The sequence below is a fragment of the Vibrio salinus genome (assembly GCF_021272385.1).
Lineage (GTDB): Bacteria > Pseudomonadota > Gammaproteobacteria > Enterobacterales > Vibrionaceae > Vibrio > Vibrio salinus.
This window is the reverse complement of record NZ_JAJSDZ010000005.1, coordinates 1,099,085-1,113,865: the sequence shown is the minus strand read 5'-3', so window position 1 is coordinate 1,113,865 and position 14,781 is coordinate 1,099,085. Positions and strand designations below refer to the sequence as shown.

Annotated in this window: 15 protein-coding genes; 6 read left to right on the top strand and 9 right to left on the bottom strand. The window is 42.5% G+C overall.

The annotated features are described in order from the left end of the window. Positions 1–106: 106 nt before the first annotated feature. From yacG to LRQ06_RS05205, 7 genes are all read right to left on the bottom strand, one after another. Complete coding sequence (gene yacG, locus LRQ06_RS05235; protein ID WP_232765371.1) at positions 107–304, bottom strand: DNA gyrase inhibitor YacG; 198 nt, start codon at positions 302–304, stop codon at positions 107–109. A gap of 11 nt (positions 305–315) precedes the next feature. Next, a complete protein-coding gene (gene zapD, locus LRQ06_RS05230; protein WP_232765370.1) occupies positions 316–1,056 on the bottom strand; it encodes a cell division protein ZapD in 741 nt (246 codons plus the stop codon). Positions 1,057–1,089: 33 nt separating this feature from the next. Further along, on the bottom strand, positions 1,090–1,698 hold the full coding sequence (gene coaE, locus LRQ06_RS05225; protein WP_232765369.1) for a dephospho-CoA kinase: 609 nt from the start codon (positions 1,696–1,698) through the stop codon (positions 1,090–1,092). 4 nt (positions 1,699–1,702) lie between these two features. Further along, the gene (locus LRQ06_RS05220) at positions 1,703–2,584 is read right to left on the bottom strand and encodes a prepilin peptidase (protein WP_232765368.1); all 882 of its coding nucleotides are present in this window, start codon (positions 2,582–2,584) and stop codon (positions 1,703–1,705) included. Positions 2,585–2,712: 128 nt separating this feature from the next. Next, complete coding sequence (locus LRQ06_RS05215; RefSeq protein ID WP_232765367.1) at positions 2,713–3,924, bottom strand: type II secretion system F family protein; 1,212 nt, start codon at positions 3,922–3,924, stop codon at positions 2,713–2,715. After that, positions 3,917–5,572 (bottom strand): GspE/PulE family protein, encoded by a 1,656-nt coding sequence (locus LRQ06_RS05210; RefSeq protein WP_232765366.1) that lies wholly within the window; start codon positions 5,570–5,572, stop codon positions 3,917–3,919. The genes LRQ06_RS05215 and LRQ06_RS05210 overlap by 8 nt, the downstream gene beginning before the upstream one ends. Before the next feature lie 2 nt (positions 5,573–5,574). Beyond that, positions 5,575–6,009 carry a pilin gene (locus LRQ06_RS05205; protein ID WP_232765365.1) on the bottom strand — a complete coding sequence of 145 codons (435 nt, stop codon included), beginning with the start codon at positions 6,007–6,009 and terminating at the stop codon, positions 5,575–5,577. Positions 6,010–6,471: 462 nt separating this feature from the next. Between LRQ06_RS05205 and LRQ06_RS05200 the strand changes: the two genes are divergently transcribed. Further along, entirely contained in the window at positions 6,472–7,851 is a 1,380-nt protein-coding gene (locus tag LRQ06_RS05200; protein ID WP_232765364.1) for an aldehyde dehydrogenase family protein, read from the top strand. 155 nt (positions 7,852–8,006) lie between these two features. On the opposite strand, the gene nadC is transcribed toward LRQ06_RS05200, so the two are convergent. Further along, positions 8,007–8,897 carry a carboxylating nicotinate-nucleotide diphosphorylase gene (nadC, locus tag LRQ06_RS05195; protein ID WP_232765363.1) on the bottom strand — a complete coding sequence of 297 codons (891 nt, stop codon included), beginning with the start codon at positions 8,895–8,897 and terminating at the stop codon, positions 8,007–8,009. 102 nt (positions 8,898–8,999) lie between these two features. Here nadC and ampD point away from each other — a divergent pair, with 102 nt between their 5' ends. Then, on the top strand, positions 9,000–9,551 hold the full coding sequence (gene ampD / locus LRQ06_RS05190; protein WP_232765362.1) for a 1,6-anhydro-N-acetylmuramyl-L-alanine amidase AmpD: 552 nt from the start codon (positions 9,000–9,002) through the stop codon (positions 9,549–9,551). 18 nt (positions 9,552–9,569) lie between these two features. On the opposite strand, the gene fldB is transcribed toward ampD, so the two are convergent. Next, positions 9,570–10,088, bottom strand: coding sequence for a flavodoxin FldB (fldB, locus tag LRQ06_RS05185; RefSeq protein WP_232765361.1), 519 nt, complete (start codon positions 10,086–10,088; stop codon positions 9,570–9,572). Positions 10,089–10,246: 158 nt separating this feature from the next. Between fldB and xerD the strand changes: the two genes are divergently transcribed. The 4 genes from xerD to pdhR all read left to right on the top strand — a co-directional run bounded on the left by xerD (position 10,247) and on the right by pdhR (position 14,771). Then, entirely contained in the window at positions 10,247–11,155 is a 909-nt protein-coding gene (gene xerD, locus LRQ06_RS05180; RefSeq protein ID WP_232765360.1) for a site-specific tyrosine recombinase XerD, read from the top strand. A gap of 10 nt (positions 11,156–11,165) precedes the next feature. Continuing rightward, positions 11,166–11,906: a bifunctional protein-disulfide isomerase/oxidoreductase DsbC gene (gene dsbC, locus LRQ06_RS05175; RefSeq protein ID WP_232765359.1), complete on the top strand. Its 741-nt coding sequence runs from the start codon at positions 11,166–11,168 to the stop codon at positions 11,904–11,906. Positions 11,907–11,969: 63 nt separating this feature from the next. Then, a complete protein-coding gene (recJ, locus tag LRQ06_RS05170; protein WP_232765479.1) occupies positions 11,970–13,709 on the top strand; it encodes a single-stranded-DNA-specific exonuclease RecJ in 1,740 nt (579 codons plus the stop codon). A 297-nt stretch (positions 13,710–14,006) separates the two neighbouring features. After that, the gene (pdhR, locus tag LRQ06_RS05165; RefSeq protein WP_232765358.1) at positions 14,007–14,771 is read left to right on the top strand and encodes a pyruvate dehydrogenase complex transcriptional repressor PdhR; all 765 of its coding nucleotides are present in this window, start codon (positions 14,007–14,009) and stop codon (positions 14,769–14,771) included. Positions 14,772–14,781: the final 10 nt, after the last annotated feature.

Genomic DNA, 14,781 nt, shown 5'->3' with positions numbered 1-14,781 from the left:
AAGTCTGTCACTTCTGGTTAAATTTAGTATGACTAGAGTTTAGACGAATAACGGGCGGTTTTATTTCACTAAAAAGAAAAAAACCGGGGATAATTCCCGGTTTTTGTTAATGTTCATCTTCAGACCAACGGTCACTATCCGATAAATCCGGAGCTCCGGGTATGGAATTTTCTTCATTGGCCCAGGTTCCGAAATCAATCATTTGACACTTTTTACTGCAAAAGGGCCGGAATGGGCTGTTTTCTGTCCACTCGACGGATGCGCCGCATTGAGGACATTTTACGATGGTTATTTTGGCTTTCATAAAATTGTACATTAGCAGCAGACAGCGAGATCAAAAGTGACATCCTGACTGCATGCCTGATTGGTTTCAAATTCAATAAATTTTATCGCAAAGCGGTTCTTATGCCCAGAAATCATTGGATAGACACCATATTCCAGAGGAATAAGAAGCCGGAGAATATTAGCTTCTTCGGCATCACTTTGAAAAAAACCGGCTTTGGCGGTTTGAGAACGGTAAGTCCCTGTCTCTCTTGTGAGTTTCAGCCAAAGTTTCAGGGCCTTAGATAAGGGTTCCAGCGTTTTTGTCCAGTCAGCGGCATCGGACTGTTTTTGTTTTGCTGGTAAGTTCAGCCAAAAGTGCAGAGCCGGCAGATCAAAACAGCACGATCCTCCGGGGAGGTTAAAACGTTGGCGAATAGATGATAAAAAGCGATCTTCTTTTAATGAAAATCCGAATCGGTCTGAAGACATCAGTAAACTGTGGACATGATCGATTTCACTCAGCAAAGCTACCAGAGTTGACTCATCGACACCATCAACATTTAACCAGCTTCGATATAAAATTCTTTGCTTTTCCATATCTTTGGCAAGTTCATTTTTAAGCTGTATCTGCTCAAATATATCAAGTAAGTCAAACAGAGAACGAAAAAACAACTGGTGTTGATATCCATCAGAAAATTGAGAAGCATGCTCTAACTGGCGCAATAACGCTTCGACTCGAAGGTAAATTCGGGTTTTTTCATTAAGAGGATGTTCAAACTGATGCGTTGTCATTAAGCGAGCCTTAAATTTATTAACCTTTATATTTCACCGATTTTCACTAAAAATTGCGAGGTACTTTTTATGTAATTGTGTGACCTGAGGCAAAAGTTGTTCACAAGTTAAATTATTTTCAATGATATCGTCTGCAATTGCCAGTCTTTGATCTCTGGATGCCTGAGCTGAGAGTATTTTTTCTGCTTGTTTCTGGCTGACCTGATCCCGGCTTACTGTTCTTTCTATTTGTGTGTTTTCGCTGACATCAACGACGAGAATTCGATCGCAAAGAGATTGCCAGTTATTTTCGACAAGTAATGGAATCACAAGTAGACAGTATGGTGAAGTCATATTATTGAGATCGTGAGTGATTTCCCGTTTAATCATCGGGTGCAATAAGTTATTCAGCCATTCTTTTTCGGCCGGGTCTGAAAACACGACTTCTCTTAATTTCTTACGGTTCAGGTTACCGGTTGAATTTAACATTGTTTCGCCGTAGCGGCGGATGATAGCAGACAGACCCTCGGTTCCGGGTTCCACGACTTGTCTGGCTATAATATCAGCATCAATGATTTCAATACCAAAATGTTTATTAAACAGATTCGCTACGGTTGTCTTCCCGCTCGCAATACCACCTGTCAGCCCAATAATTAATGACACGTACTTATCCTAAAATATGAAAAATATACCATTGCATAATGTCATCCTTCCACAACAGGCAGAACCATCCTGCCAGAGCCAGATAAGGGCCAAAAGCAAAAGTCGTGGTTTGTTCTTTATGATGGCGGTTCATCCATAGCTGAATTATACCTAATGTTGAACCAGATACGGATGATAATAATACAATGATCGGTAAGGCTTGCCAGCCGCACCAGACACCTAAAGCCGCTAATAATTTAAAATCTCCGTATCCCATGCCTTCTTTGCCGGTGAAAATTTTAAACAGCCAGTACAGACTCCATAAACAAAGGTAACCTATGATGGCTCCGGTAACGGAATCCTGCAATGAGACCGGTGATACTCCAGTCAGGCTTAGCAATAATCCCAACCACAATAAAGGAAGGGTAATGGAGTCTGGTAGCAGTTTTGTATCTGCATCAATAAATGCGGCAGAAATTAATAAATAAGCAAAAATCAGGCAGAAAATGGTGTACGCAGACGGGCCAAAATGAGAATAAGTCAGATAGCTGATGGCTCCGGATAAAGCCTCAACTAGGGGATAGCGGATACTTATTTTGGTACCACAATATGCGCAATGACCTTTAAGATACAACCAGCTTAAGATAGGAACATTATGAATGGGTTTTATTTTTGTTTTACAGATTGGGCAAAATGATCCCGGTAAGCTGAGATTCATCTTTTTGTCCGGGACGGATATCGGATATTCCGGGAAAGTCTCTGCGAAATCTTCTAGCCAGTTTTGATGCATCATTTGAGGTAAGCGGTAAATGATTACATTTAAAAAACTGCCAATAATAATACCGAAAAGAGTAACAAGTATTAGAAAAAGTGTTGGATATTCGTTTATTGTTTCTGTATTTAACAAATCATATACCTGAATAATGGCTGGTCTTGCTCTGATAAGTATACCTAGAGCCTGTTGATCTTTCGCGCATATTTTTTCGACTTCTTGTCCCCGAAAGTCTAACCGGTTTAAACGACAGCAATATTGTACTAGCCTAACATGTTCATTAAGTTAAAAATGGGCAAATACATTGCGATAACTATGCCTCCGACCAGTGTTCCTATTAATAAAACCACAATAGGTTCTATTATTTTCCCTAAATTATCTACGGTGTCGTTTATTTGGTTTGTGTAGTCATTGGCCAGTTTTTCAAATACCGGACTGAGTGTTCCAGAGCTTTCACCAATATGAACCATTTGTTCAACAATGACCGGAAACCACAGTTGTTTACTCATCGCAAGATTCAGTGGCTGACCGGTTTCCATATCAAAACTGATTTGTTTGAGTACCTGACGGAATTTATCAGTTGATACAGATTTTTGCGCCATGTTCAGACATTCCATGATTGGGATACCGGAGCTATAACAGGTAAAGAGAGTTTGCATTGTCCGCGCAATATCGGCTTTAAATATGATGAGTCCGACGATGGGAAGTTTGAATAATATTCCCTGAACCAAACAGCGGAATGTCGGATGTTTAACATAGCTTAAACGTCCAATTCCAATTAAACAGCTTATGGTTAGTAATCCTAAGAGACCGTAAGTTTGCATCAGATCCGATAAATGAATGAGTGTGTTGGTAAAAGCAGGTAACTGAGCATGCATCGAAGCGTAAATTTTACTGAATTCAGGCACGACGTTGGTTAGCATCAGATAAGTAACAATAATGGACGTCAGGAGTACAAATCCCGGATATATCGATGCTTTGATTATTTTGGCTTTTATATGTTGTTGCTGTTCGATAAGCATTGAGAGTTTTTGCAGGCAATCTGGTAGTTTGCCACTGATTTCGCCGATTTCTATCAGATCTGCATAGGTTCCCTGTAAATATGGGTGACTGGCTTTCATAGCTGAAGATAACGTTGAGCCATTTTGAATGGATTGTTCGATACGAATTAATATTTTTTGTATAGCAACAGGTTGTTGTTGGCCCGTCATCATTTCCAGAGATGAAAGTAAAGGCATATTGGCATTGATGGTGGTTGTCAGTTGCCGGGTGAATATCAGTAATTGCTGTCTGGTTAATCCGGTGTGCTGGATGATGTTAAGAAAGCGAGGGGTTTCTTTAAGCGATATTGCGTAAATATGCTGTTTCTGAAGTTTTATCTGTAGTGCTTCAGGAGTAAAATCAACAGATACCCCTTTCATTTTTTTGCCATGTTTAATTCCTGTCCAGCGAAAATATTTAATGGTTTTATTCATGTTCAAGTACTCTGAGAAGTTCATTGAAACTGGTTTCTCCTTCACTCAGTACGCTTAGCCCGGATTGCCATAAGGTTTGAAATTGCACTTCCTCGGATGAAGGTGTCTGAGATGATTGAAAAAGCGCCGTCTTGTTGTTTGCTGTAAAAGGAAGTAATTCAAAAAGACCTATGCGGCCTTTAAATCCGTTATAGCAATATGAGCAACCGTCCGGGTTTTCTCTGAAAGCCAAACCAGAAGAGAGAGAACTCTGATAATCAAATTCTTCTGGCACCGGTGTGGGGATCTTACAATGTGGACATAACCGTCTTACCAGTCTTTGAGCAATAATTAAATTGGTACAACTTGCTATCAGGTAGTCAGGAATACCGATTTGACGGAGTCTGGAAAGGCTGTCTAGCGATGAGTTGGTATGTAAGGTGGATAGAACTAAGTGACCGGTTTGCGCTGCCCGGAAAGCCATTTCTGCCGTTTCTTTATCTCTTATTTCACCTACCATTATGATATCCGGATCTTGTCTCAGGATTGCTTTCAACACGCTTGAAAAAGTGAGCTGAATGTTTGGGTTCACCTGAACCTGATTGATTCCATGAAGTTGAATTTCAACAGGATCTTCAATGGTTGTTATATTTTTTGCTGATGTATCCAGCTCTGATAATCCAGAGTAGAGAGTATAAGTCTTTCCGCTACCGGTCGGGCCGGTAACCAGAATCAGTCCCTGAGGCTGGTCAAGAGACTGCTTCCAGATTGATCGTTGCCGCGGATTCATTCCCAGTGTCTGATTTTTTAGTGTGTGAATGTTTGAGTTTAGCAGGCGTAATACAATTTTTTCGCCCCAGAGCGTCGGTAGTGTGGAAACTCTTAAATCGACAATGAGATGATCTGAAATTTTTACTTTGAAACGACCATCTTGTGGGTGACGTCTTTCTGCAATATTCAGGTTTGCCAGTACTTTAATTCTTGCTGTGAGGCGGCGGCTCATGGCTTTATCCGGTTTAAACTGAGCAGATAACAGTCCGTCTATTCTCATTCTTATCTGATATTGTTGCTCAAACGGTTCAAAATGGATATCGGAAGCCTGATTTTGATTGGCAAAAAGCAAAACCCGGTACAGGTATTGAGTTACCGGTGCCTGATGTGTTTCCCAGTCGTCATCTGCTATGTCTTCAGTGTCTTCTCCTGGGTCAGAGTTTATTGTGTAGTGGCTAAATGTGTTTTCTGCAATGATATGGTTATTTTTATGGCGTTCGAGTTTTTCTGAGAGTTCTGTCCAGTCAGTGACGACAATGCGGATTCGTTTTCCTGATGCGAATGTAAAATCCTGTTCAAGATTCGGGATTGTCGGATCGGCAACGGCCAGCGTGATGCTTTGTCCGGATTCATCAACCGGAATTGCCGAGTATTTAAACATCAGATCATAATCAGTCCAGAGATGATCGGAAAATTCATGAGATCTAAGGTTGACTCTGGGTAGTGAAAAATATCTGGCTAAAAAGTCTGCCAGAGAACCCGGGTTGATGAGATTTGAATCAGTTAAGGCTTGTACAGCCTTAACTGAGGTGTTTTTTATTTGTTTTATGGTACTTTTATATTGTCCTTCAGATAACATTTTTTCTTGTTTCAGTAGGTCAAGAAGATTTGATGTCATGATCATTCAGAGCCTTTCGTGCACCCTTTTATATCTAGGCCAGTATCTTGCTGGCATTCCCATCCCGTCTTACTTCTTGTGTACTGAACTTTTTTACCCTGAACAGAGCTGTCGGCTCCAAACGTAAACAGTACAGAGCCATTTTCTTTATTCGTTTTGTCCTGAGAGAGCGATAATATCCCAAGAGAATTCAGATTCTTATTCGCGCCAATCTCTTTCAAGTCTGTGGGGAAGGAGCCATTTGTCTGTACTTCGAGCTCAATATTTGTGATTAAAGCACTGGATGTACTCATAGCTACTGCCACTTCAGATTTTTTTGTATGGTTTTTGTAGGCCGGGATAGCGACTGCGGAAAGGATACCGATGATTGCAACCACGACCATTAGTTCGACCAGTGTAAAACCTTGTTGATCTTGACGGCAATTTCTTTTGTTCATGTTTTTCTCCACCTGAGTATTGATGACGGAAAGATAGAGACAATTTTAGTTTCGGAAAATGATGAGGCCGCTTGTTGGGAATGACCTATTGATTTATCCATACTCATTAAACATATTCCTATTACTATTTTTTCGATTCAAATAACAAAAATAGTCATGAGAGGTTCGCTGAATGAGGTTCATAAAAAGGGGAGGGAGCTATAGTGTTTTGAAACGACTTTGCAATAAGGAAACATTGTTCAATTTGATGTGTTGAGATGTTCAGATAATTATTAAATAGAAAAATTTCGGCGCTACCCCCCAGATATTGGTGTTTTTGACCTTCATAAGGGCCTATTGTTTGTGCTTCGGGTGCATTGTTAGTAATATGCGTGCTGCTTATAGCATTTGAATTTCAAAAAAATAAAAACGTATAAAAATAATAACGAATAACAGATAACAATAATCGGAGGAACACAGGTAGTGTCTGATTACATTTCGAACCTTATAGAGCGTGCAAGAAAAGCGCAGGCTCAGATAGAACATTTTACTCAGGAACAAGTTGATGGGATGTGTGAAAGAATTGCCTATCATACATCGACAGACGAATTTGCTCACCGGATTGCCAAATTTGCGGTTGAAGAAACCCAAATGGGGAAAGTAGCAAGTAAATATGCCAAAATGGTGAATAAAGTCAAAGGCGGCTGGTTTGACATGAAAGGTGAAAAATCAGTCGATATCATTGAAGAAGATAAAGCCAAAGGCTTGATTAAAATAGCGAAACCGGTTGGTGTTATTGGTGCAATTATTCCGGTAACTAACTGTGAAGCAACACCTGTACTAAAATCGATGAATGCGATTAAAACAAGAAACGCCATCATTTTAGCTCCACATCCCCGTTCTGTTCAGACAAATAAAATCATTGCCGATCTTATCCGAGAGCTTTTGGTTAAAAATGGGTTTCCGGCTGACCTGGTGATTCACATGGACGAAGTCTCTATGGAAAACACTCAGGGGCTGATGAAACAGTGCGATTTGATTCTTGCTACCGGTGGTGGTGGTCTGGTTTCGGCTGCATACAGTTCCGGTACGCCAGCTTATGGTGTCGGTGCTGGTAACTCATATACCGTTGTTGATGAAACGGCTGATTTGGATGAAGTTGCTGAGAAGATCTATCAGTCAAAAACATTTGACTACGCAACCAGCTGTTCTTCAGAAAATGGTTGCATTGTTTATAAAGAAATTTACCCTGATTTTATTTCTGCAATGGAAAATCACAAAGGTTATCTGCTTAGTTCTGAAGAAAAGCAAAAGTTGCAGGATGCAATGTGGCTCAATGGTACATTGAACCGGGATATCGTAGCCCAACCCGCTTCCAGAATCGCAGAGATTGCCGGTATTGAGCTTCCTGAAGGTAAAGAATTTCTGATGGTTGAAGAAACTGGAATTGGTAAGGATTATCCTTTTTCTGGTGAGAAGTTATCTGTGATAACCACGCTTTATCAATGGAATTCTTTCGATGAAGCGGTTCAGCTTGTTAATGACATTACGAATTATTCTGGTAGTGGTCATTCTTGCGGTATCCATTCAACAAATCAGGAACGTATTCTTCATTTAGGTCGTTCAGTTAAAGTTTCCCGTGTTATGGTTAATCAGCCACAATGTCTGGCTAACTCAGGCTCGTGGACAAACTATATGCCAATTACGCTGACATTGGGATGTGGTACCTGGGGTGGTAACGCAGCCAGCGAGAACGTTAACTGGAAACATCTTCTGAACACTACCTGGATTGCGTCTCCTACGCCAAGTCACCAGCCTTCAGATGAAGACTTATTCAGTGCGGACGTACGTGCCGGGAATTAATTTTTGAGTTGCTATAAGCCAGAATTACATTTGCAGGGACAATCGTATAATGATTAATATTTCAATCAGTGTGAAAGCTTGTTGAGTTTGTTTTTCCGGTGTAATTAGCAAAAAGGGAGCGTTTCGCTCCCTTTTTGTTGGGTAAAATAAAAATGCTATTGCTGAAATCTCATTGAAAGATCCAGTGCTTTAATGTTTTTTGTTAACGCTCCGACAGAAATATAGTCCACGCCGGTAAGGGCATATTCTCTTAGTGTATCGATAGTGACATTGCCGGATGTTTCTAATGCGGCGCGTCCTGCATTAATTTTTACAGCTTTAATCATCATTTCTCTGCTGAAATTATCCAGCATAATAATGTCTGCACCGGCATCAATTGCTTCGGATAATTCAGCTAATGATTCTGTTTCAACTTCAACGGGTTTTCCCGGATTTAATGTTTTGGCAGTCTCGATGGTTTTCCTGATACCTCCACAGGCAATAATATGATTTTCTTTAATCAGATAGGCATCAAAAACCCCGACACGGTGATTGAAACCACCTCCACAGGAAACGGCGTACTTCAACGCGTTTCTAAGTCCCGGGATAGTTTTACGGGTATCCAGTAAACGACAGCCAGTACCTTCCATGGCTTTCACGTAAATTGAGACTAATGTGGCACAACCTGAAAGCGTTTGAATAAAATTCATCGCGTTACGTTCGCCTGTTAATAAAGCCCGGGATGGTCCCCGTAGAGTGCAAAGCTTCTGATTGGGCTCGATAACGTCTCCGTCATTGACATGCCAGTCGATGGTGACTTCATTTCCTAATTGAATGAAAACTTCGTCAGCCCATTGTTTGCCACAAAAAACACCGTGTTCCCGGGTTATCAGTGTGGCAACATTTTGTTGGTCAGATGGAATCAGATTCGCAGTAATATCGGCAGATGTATCCAGAATGCCCCCTAAATCTTCTTTCAGGGCATCAGTGACACTTCTTTTGATATCCAGGGGTAGCTGAGTTTTCAGGTAGTCCAGACGAGTCTGGCTATCGTGTTTCTCTTTCATCACTAATTCAGTATTGGTTAGACAAGTCGCAGATGATACGCTTACCCCTGTATAAATTCAGCCACAAATATCAAAAATTTATAACGGAAAGGTGGAATAAACATGAAGATCAGTAGTGACGGATGGTTCCCGGGGGCAAGGAGAGTTCCCTCATCTTTCTATGATAAACGTCCGGAGACTGATGATATTTCTTTACTGGTGATTCATAATATCAGTTTGCCACCGGGCCGGTTTGGTGGTCCTTATGTTGAGCAATTGTTTACCGGTAAGCTGGATTCTGCCAGCCATCCGTTTTTTGTCCAAATTGCTTCATTGAGGGTGTCTGCTCATTGTTTTATTCGCCGGGATGGCGAGATTGTTCAGTTTGTTTCCTTTGATAACAGGGCATGGCATGCCGGGGTGTCATCGTTTTCGGGAAAGCAAAAGTGCAATGATTTCTCGATTGGAATTGAGTTAGAAGGAACCGACATGGTTACCTATACGGAGGAACAATATCAGTCATTGGCTGAGTTAACGAAAGCGATTCAGGAAAAATACCCGGCAATTAAAAAAAACCGGATAACCGGGCATCAATTCATTGCACCGCTTCGCAAAAGTGACCCCGGTCTGTCTTTTGACTGGAGCCGGTACCGTAAAAGCCTGACAGATAAATAGTCAGCATTATTTAAAGGCTTAAAGTGATTCGTGGTATTCCACTAATATTTGCTCTACCCAGGTGGCGATACGATCGTCGCTTAACTCAAACTGAGAATCTTCATCCAGAGCTAATCCTACGAATTGAGAACCATCGTTAGTAATGGCCTTAGATGAGTCGAATTCATAGCCTTCCGTTGACCAGTAGCCCAGAAACCGGACACCACATTGCGTCAGTTCATCATGCAGCAATCCCATGGCGTCGAGGAACCATTCACCGTAACCTTCCTGATCGCCCAGACCAAAGAGAGCAACAAATTTACCGCTCAGATCCGGCTTACTTAATTCATCCCAGATAGCGGCCCAGTCTTCCTGAATTTCTCCGAAATCCCAGGTCGAAATGCCGAGAATCAGAAAATCGTAGTTCTCCATTAATGACAGAGGGGATTCTTTAACGTTATAGACGTCGACAATGTCTTCACCGATGAGATTGCGGATTTTTTCAGCCGCCATTTCTGTATAGCAGGTTGTTGAACCGTAAAAAAGACCAATTTTCATGCTGAATTGTATTTATTTTATCATGAGGAGAAGTTTACCCTGCGAGCCATCTATCGACAAGGGAATGTCATATACTGTAAATAAAATCAGTATATGACTTCACATTACCTCATGAATGGTATTAACTATAGGAATACGCGCAGAATTCGGAAAAAAACGTGTCAGAAAAAGTATTTGCGGAGCAACGTATTGTTGATGAATTTCTTGATAACCTCTGGTTAGAAAGAGGGTTATCACAAAATACAATGGACTCATACCGTAATGATTTGTATAAGTTGCTGGAATGGATGGAACGGGGGAACTATCGGTTATCGTTTATCAGTCTTTCTGGGTTGCAGGATTACCAGTCCTGGCTGATGGATCAGAATTATAAGCAAACCAGCCGTGCCAGGATGTTGTCTGCGATTCGCCGCTTGTTTCAGTACCTACACCGGCAAAAAATCAGGGCCGATGATCCCAGCGCATTATTGATTACCCCTAAGTTGCCGAAACGATTACCGAAAGATTTAACGGAAGTACAGGTCGATGACTTATTGTCGGCTCCGAATACCGATGACCCCATTGAGCTTCGGGATAAAGCGATGCTGGAACTGCTTTACGCGACCGGGCTGAGGGTTTCTGAATTGGTGACCCTGACAATGGAAAATATGAGTCTGAGACAAGGGCTGGTTCGTGTTGTCGGTAAAGGCGGGAAAGAACGCTTGGTTCCTATGGGTGAAAATGCCATTGAATGGATCGAGCGCTTTTTGAAATCGGGCCGCCCGGCTTTGTTGGGAGAACAGTCATCGGATGTGATTTTTCCCAGTAAACGGGCAAGAATGATGACCCGGCAGACGTTCTGGCACCGAATCAAACATTATTCCGTTGTGGCCGGTATTGATGTGGACCAGTTGTCGCCTCACGTGTTACGCCATGCCTTTGCGACACATTTACTGAACCATGGGGCAGACTTGCGGGTCGTACAGATGTTATTGGGCCACAGTGACTTATCGACAACACAAATTTATACTCATGTAGCGACTGAAAGACTTAAACAGATCCATCATGATCATCATCCAAGAGCATAAAGGTGAACACATGCGTTTGATACGCCAAATAATAGCAATAACCGTCTTTGTTTTTATTAGTAGTCTGACCGCGGCAAACGCGACCGATTTTAATAAACAAGAGCTGACGAAAAAGTTTGCACGATTAGGAGTGACGGTTAGCGACGTCCGACCATCGGACATTGAAGGCCTGGTTGAACTTCAGACCTCGGGTGGTGTGATTTTTTCCAGCCCGAATGGCGATTTTTTCATTGCCGGAAAATTGTATAAAATGAATAAAAACGGTACCTATTATGATGTTATTGCAAAACGTCAGGCGCCATTAGATGCGAAAAAAATCAATGCGCTATCGGATGATATGATCGTCTATAAAGCCAAAAACGAAAAATACGTGGTGACCGTTTTCACGGATATTACCTGCGGATATTGTGTTAAGTTGCATAAGGACATGAAGCTGTATAATGCGCTTGGTATCACGATACGGTATTTGGCATTTCCAAGACAGGGGGCAAAAGGGCCCGTGGCGGATCAAATGGCGGCAATATGGTGCGCGGATGATCCGGCTAAGGCACTAACCGAGGCCAAGGAAGAACGAAAACTGCCTTCTCCAACGGTGAACTTCCCTTCATGTCAGAAAAAAATAGCGCAACAGCATCAGCTTGGCCGTGAACTCGGAGTAACCGGAACGCCGGCGATTTACCTGCCCAATGGCATGATGGTTGGCGGGTATCTCCCTCCGAAGAACCTGTTGGACCGATTAGAGCGCATGTAAATTTCCATTTCGTTAAAGAACCTTTCTGTGAGTGGCTCACCCGTGGGTGAGCCAAATTCTATTATGATAGAGATACAAAAAAGACCTGAACCGGATATTTCCCTTTTGCCGGATAATATTCCAGATATTTTACGCCGGGTTTACGTAAGTCGGGGAATTACTACGACAGAACAGCTTGAGCGTGGCGTTCGTTCGTTGCACAGTTACCAACAGCTGGATGGTATCAGTCTGGCTGTCGAACTGCTGTTTGATGCCATCAGACAGCAAAAACGAATGATTGTGGTTGGGGATTTTGATGCCGATGGGGCAACCAGTTCCGCGCTTTCCGTGCTGGCATTCCGGATGCTGGGCTGTCATAACGTCGATTATCTTGTCCCGAACCGTTTCGAGGACGGTTATGGACTGAGTCCGGATGTGGTCGATCAGGCGCTATCGCTGGGTGCGGAAGTCATTATGACGGTAGATAACGGCGTATCTTCGATTGAAGGGGTGAAGTATGCCAAGGAAAAAGGATTAACGGTCATCGTTACGGACCATCATTTGCCCGGCGATCTGCTGCCGGACGCGGATGCGATGGTCAACCCGAACCTGGATGGCTGTCATTTCCCATCTAAAGCGCTGGCTGGCGTTGGAGTTGCGTTTTATCTGATGATGGCACTATGTGTTCATATGCGTAATTCTGGTTGGTTTTCTGAGAAAAAGATAACCGAGCCCAAATTAATGGAATTGGTTGATCTTGTTGCTCTGGGGACCGTCGCAGACGTCGTGCCTCTGGATAAAAATAATCGGATTCTTGTTCATCAGGGGCTGCAACGAATTCGTTCCGGCTTTGTCCGGCCGGGAATTCAGGCGCTGATTGAAGTGTCCAAAAGAGATCCGAGAAAAATCATTGCAGCGGATTTCGGTTTTGCTTTGGGGCCAAGAATTAATGCGGCCGGTCGTCTTGATGATATGTCATTCGGTGTGGAATTGCTCCTTTGTAACAACATTCATGCTGCTCGTCGGATGGCAACCGAGCTGGATGGGTTGAACCAGACCCGGAAAGAAATTGAAGAAGGCATGAAGCAGGAAGCCATGGCCTTTTGTGAGCGACTGCAGTTTGGTGAGGGGCAGTCACTGCCTCATGGTATCGTTTTATTTCAGCGGGACTGGCATCAGGGAGTCATTGGTATTCTTGCTTCAAGAATCAAAGAGCGTTTCCACCGCCCGGTCATTGCTTTTGCCGATTCCGGAGATGGTATCATTAAGGGGTCATGCCGGTCAGTTCCCGGTTTTCATATGCGTGATGCCCTTGACCTTATTGATACCAAAAATCCAGGCATTATTTTAAAATTTGGTGGGCATGCAATGGCGGCCGGACTATCGATATCTGAAGAACGGTTTGACGAATTTTCCCGCCTTTTTGATGATGTTGCCAGACAATTTCTCGACGATAGCACCTTAAAAGGTAAGATTCTATCCGATGGGGAATTGAAACCTGAAGATTTTTCTCTGCATACCGCAGGCATTCTTCGTCAGGGAGGCCCCTGGGGACAAGGATTTCCGGAACCGGTATTTGATGGAGAATTTAAAGTTTTACATCAGAAACTGGTTGGGGAGAAACACCTGAAATTGATGTTGGAACCCTTATTCAAAGGTCATCCGACGCATCTTATGGTGGATGGTATCGCATTCAATGTGGATATTCGCCGTTGGCCGGATTCCACCGTCAATACGGTGCACTTAGCATACCGGCTTGATATTAATGAGTTTCGTGGTAATCAGTCCGTTCAGCTGATGGTTGAGAATATCACGGCTAAATAGAGAATATAATTTATATCTATTTGAATTATAAGTTTCCATTTATGAAAGAAAAGAAACTAATAAGCTAGTCATATAAATCGATGTTTTATAATCAACTGTTATTAATTTTCTTTCAAATCACCTAATCCCCTCTATTTTAATGGAATTGTTGTTACCAGAATGTGTCTGAAACTGCAATTCCATGATTCAGGTCAATTTTTCTCTGGACAGTTATCTTTGCGTTATGCTATTTTTTGCTCCACTCTTAAATTGGTATTACCAATTGCCTGTTGCAATGATGATAAGAAGAATGAGCTTATGGCCTACCAAAGAATTCGACAGCCTAAATTGTCCGATGTTATTGAACAGGAATTAGAGCGGTTAATTCTGGAAGGGTCTTTGGCCGCAGGGCAGAAGCTTCTTCCTGAACGGGAACTGGCTAAGCAGTTTGACGTTTCTCGTCCATCGGTCAGAGAAGCCATTCAGAGTCTGGAAGCGAAAGGGTTGCTGACTCGTCGTCAGGGTGGAGGAACGTTTGTCAGTGAGCGTTTATGGTCCAGTTTTTCTGATCCTCTGCTAAATTTATTATCAAGTCACCCGGAAACTCAACTGGATGTTCTTGAAGCCAGACATGCTTTAGAAGGAATCTCTGCCTATTTTGCCGCGTTGCGGGGAACGGAAGAAGATTTTGCCCGAATTTATGCGTGTCTGGATCGAATTCATGAAAAGCAACAGAGCAATGATGTAAAAGCAGAATCGGTAGAAGTGGTTGAATTTTTAATCACGCTGGCAGAAGCAGCACATAACATGATTTTACTGCACATTGTCCGTAGTCTGGCGCCACTTCTCGAACAAAATGTTCAACAGAATTTCAAATTATTATACCGCCGCCCTGAAGTGGTGGAGAAAGTAAGTAAGCAAAGAGCTAATGTCGTGGATGCTATCGTTTCAGGCGAGCCGGAGAAAGCACGCGAAATGTCGCATACCCATTTAGCTTTCATTGAAGAAACGTTGCTGGATTTAGACAGAGAGGAAACTCGACGAGAGCGCTCTCTTCGCAGGATTCAGCAGGGTGATGACTAATTAGTTATTA

Coding starts and splice junctions, on each gene's coding strand:
- LRQ06_RS05205 (WP_232765365.1), bottom strand. CDS start 6,009: ATGAACAAAAGAAATTGCCGTCAAGATCAACAAGGTTTTACACTGGTC.
- yacG (WP_232765371.1), bottom strand. CDS start 304: ATGAAAGCCAAAATAACCATCGTAAAATGTCCTCAATGCGGCGCATCC.
- LRQ06_RS05215 (WP_232765367.1), bottom strand. CDS start 3,924: ATGAATAAAACCATTAAATATTTTCGCTGGACAGGAATTAAACATGGC.
- recJ (WP_232765479.1), top strand. CDS start 11,970: ATGATAGAGATACAAAAAAGACCTGAACCGGATATTTCCCTTTTGCCG.
- dsbC (WP_232765359.1), top strand. CDS start 11,166: ATGCGTTTGATACGCCAAATAATAGCAATAACCGTCTTTGTTTTTATT.
- fldB (WP_232765361.1), bottom strand. CDS start 10,088: ATGAAAATTGGTCTTTTTTACGGTTCAACAACCTGCTATACAGAAATG.
- ampD (WP_232765362.1), top strand. CDS start 9,000: ATGAAGATCAGTAGTGACGGATGGTTCCCGGGGGCAAGGAGAGTTCCC.
- LRQ06_RS05210 (WP_232765366.1), bottom strand. CDS start 5,572: ATGACATCAAATCTTCTTGACCTACTGAAACAAGAAAAAATGTTATCT.
- nadC (WP_232765363.1), bottom strand. CDS start 8,897: ATGAAAGAGAAACACGATAGCCAGACTCGTCTGGACTACCTGAAAACT.
- zapD (WP_232765370.1), bottom strand. CDS start 1,056: ATGACAACGCATCAGTTTGAACATCCTCTTAATGAAAAAACCCGAATT.
- pdhR (WP_232765358.1), top strand. CDS start 14,007: ATGGCCTACCAAAGAATTCGACAGCCTAAATTGTCCGATGTTATTGAA.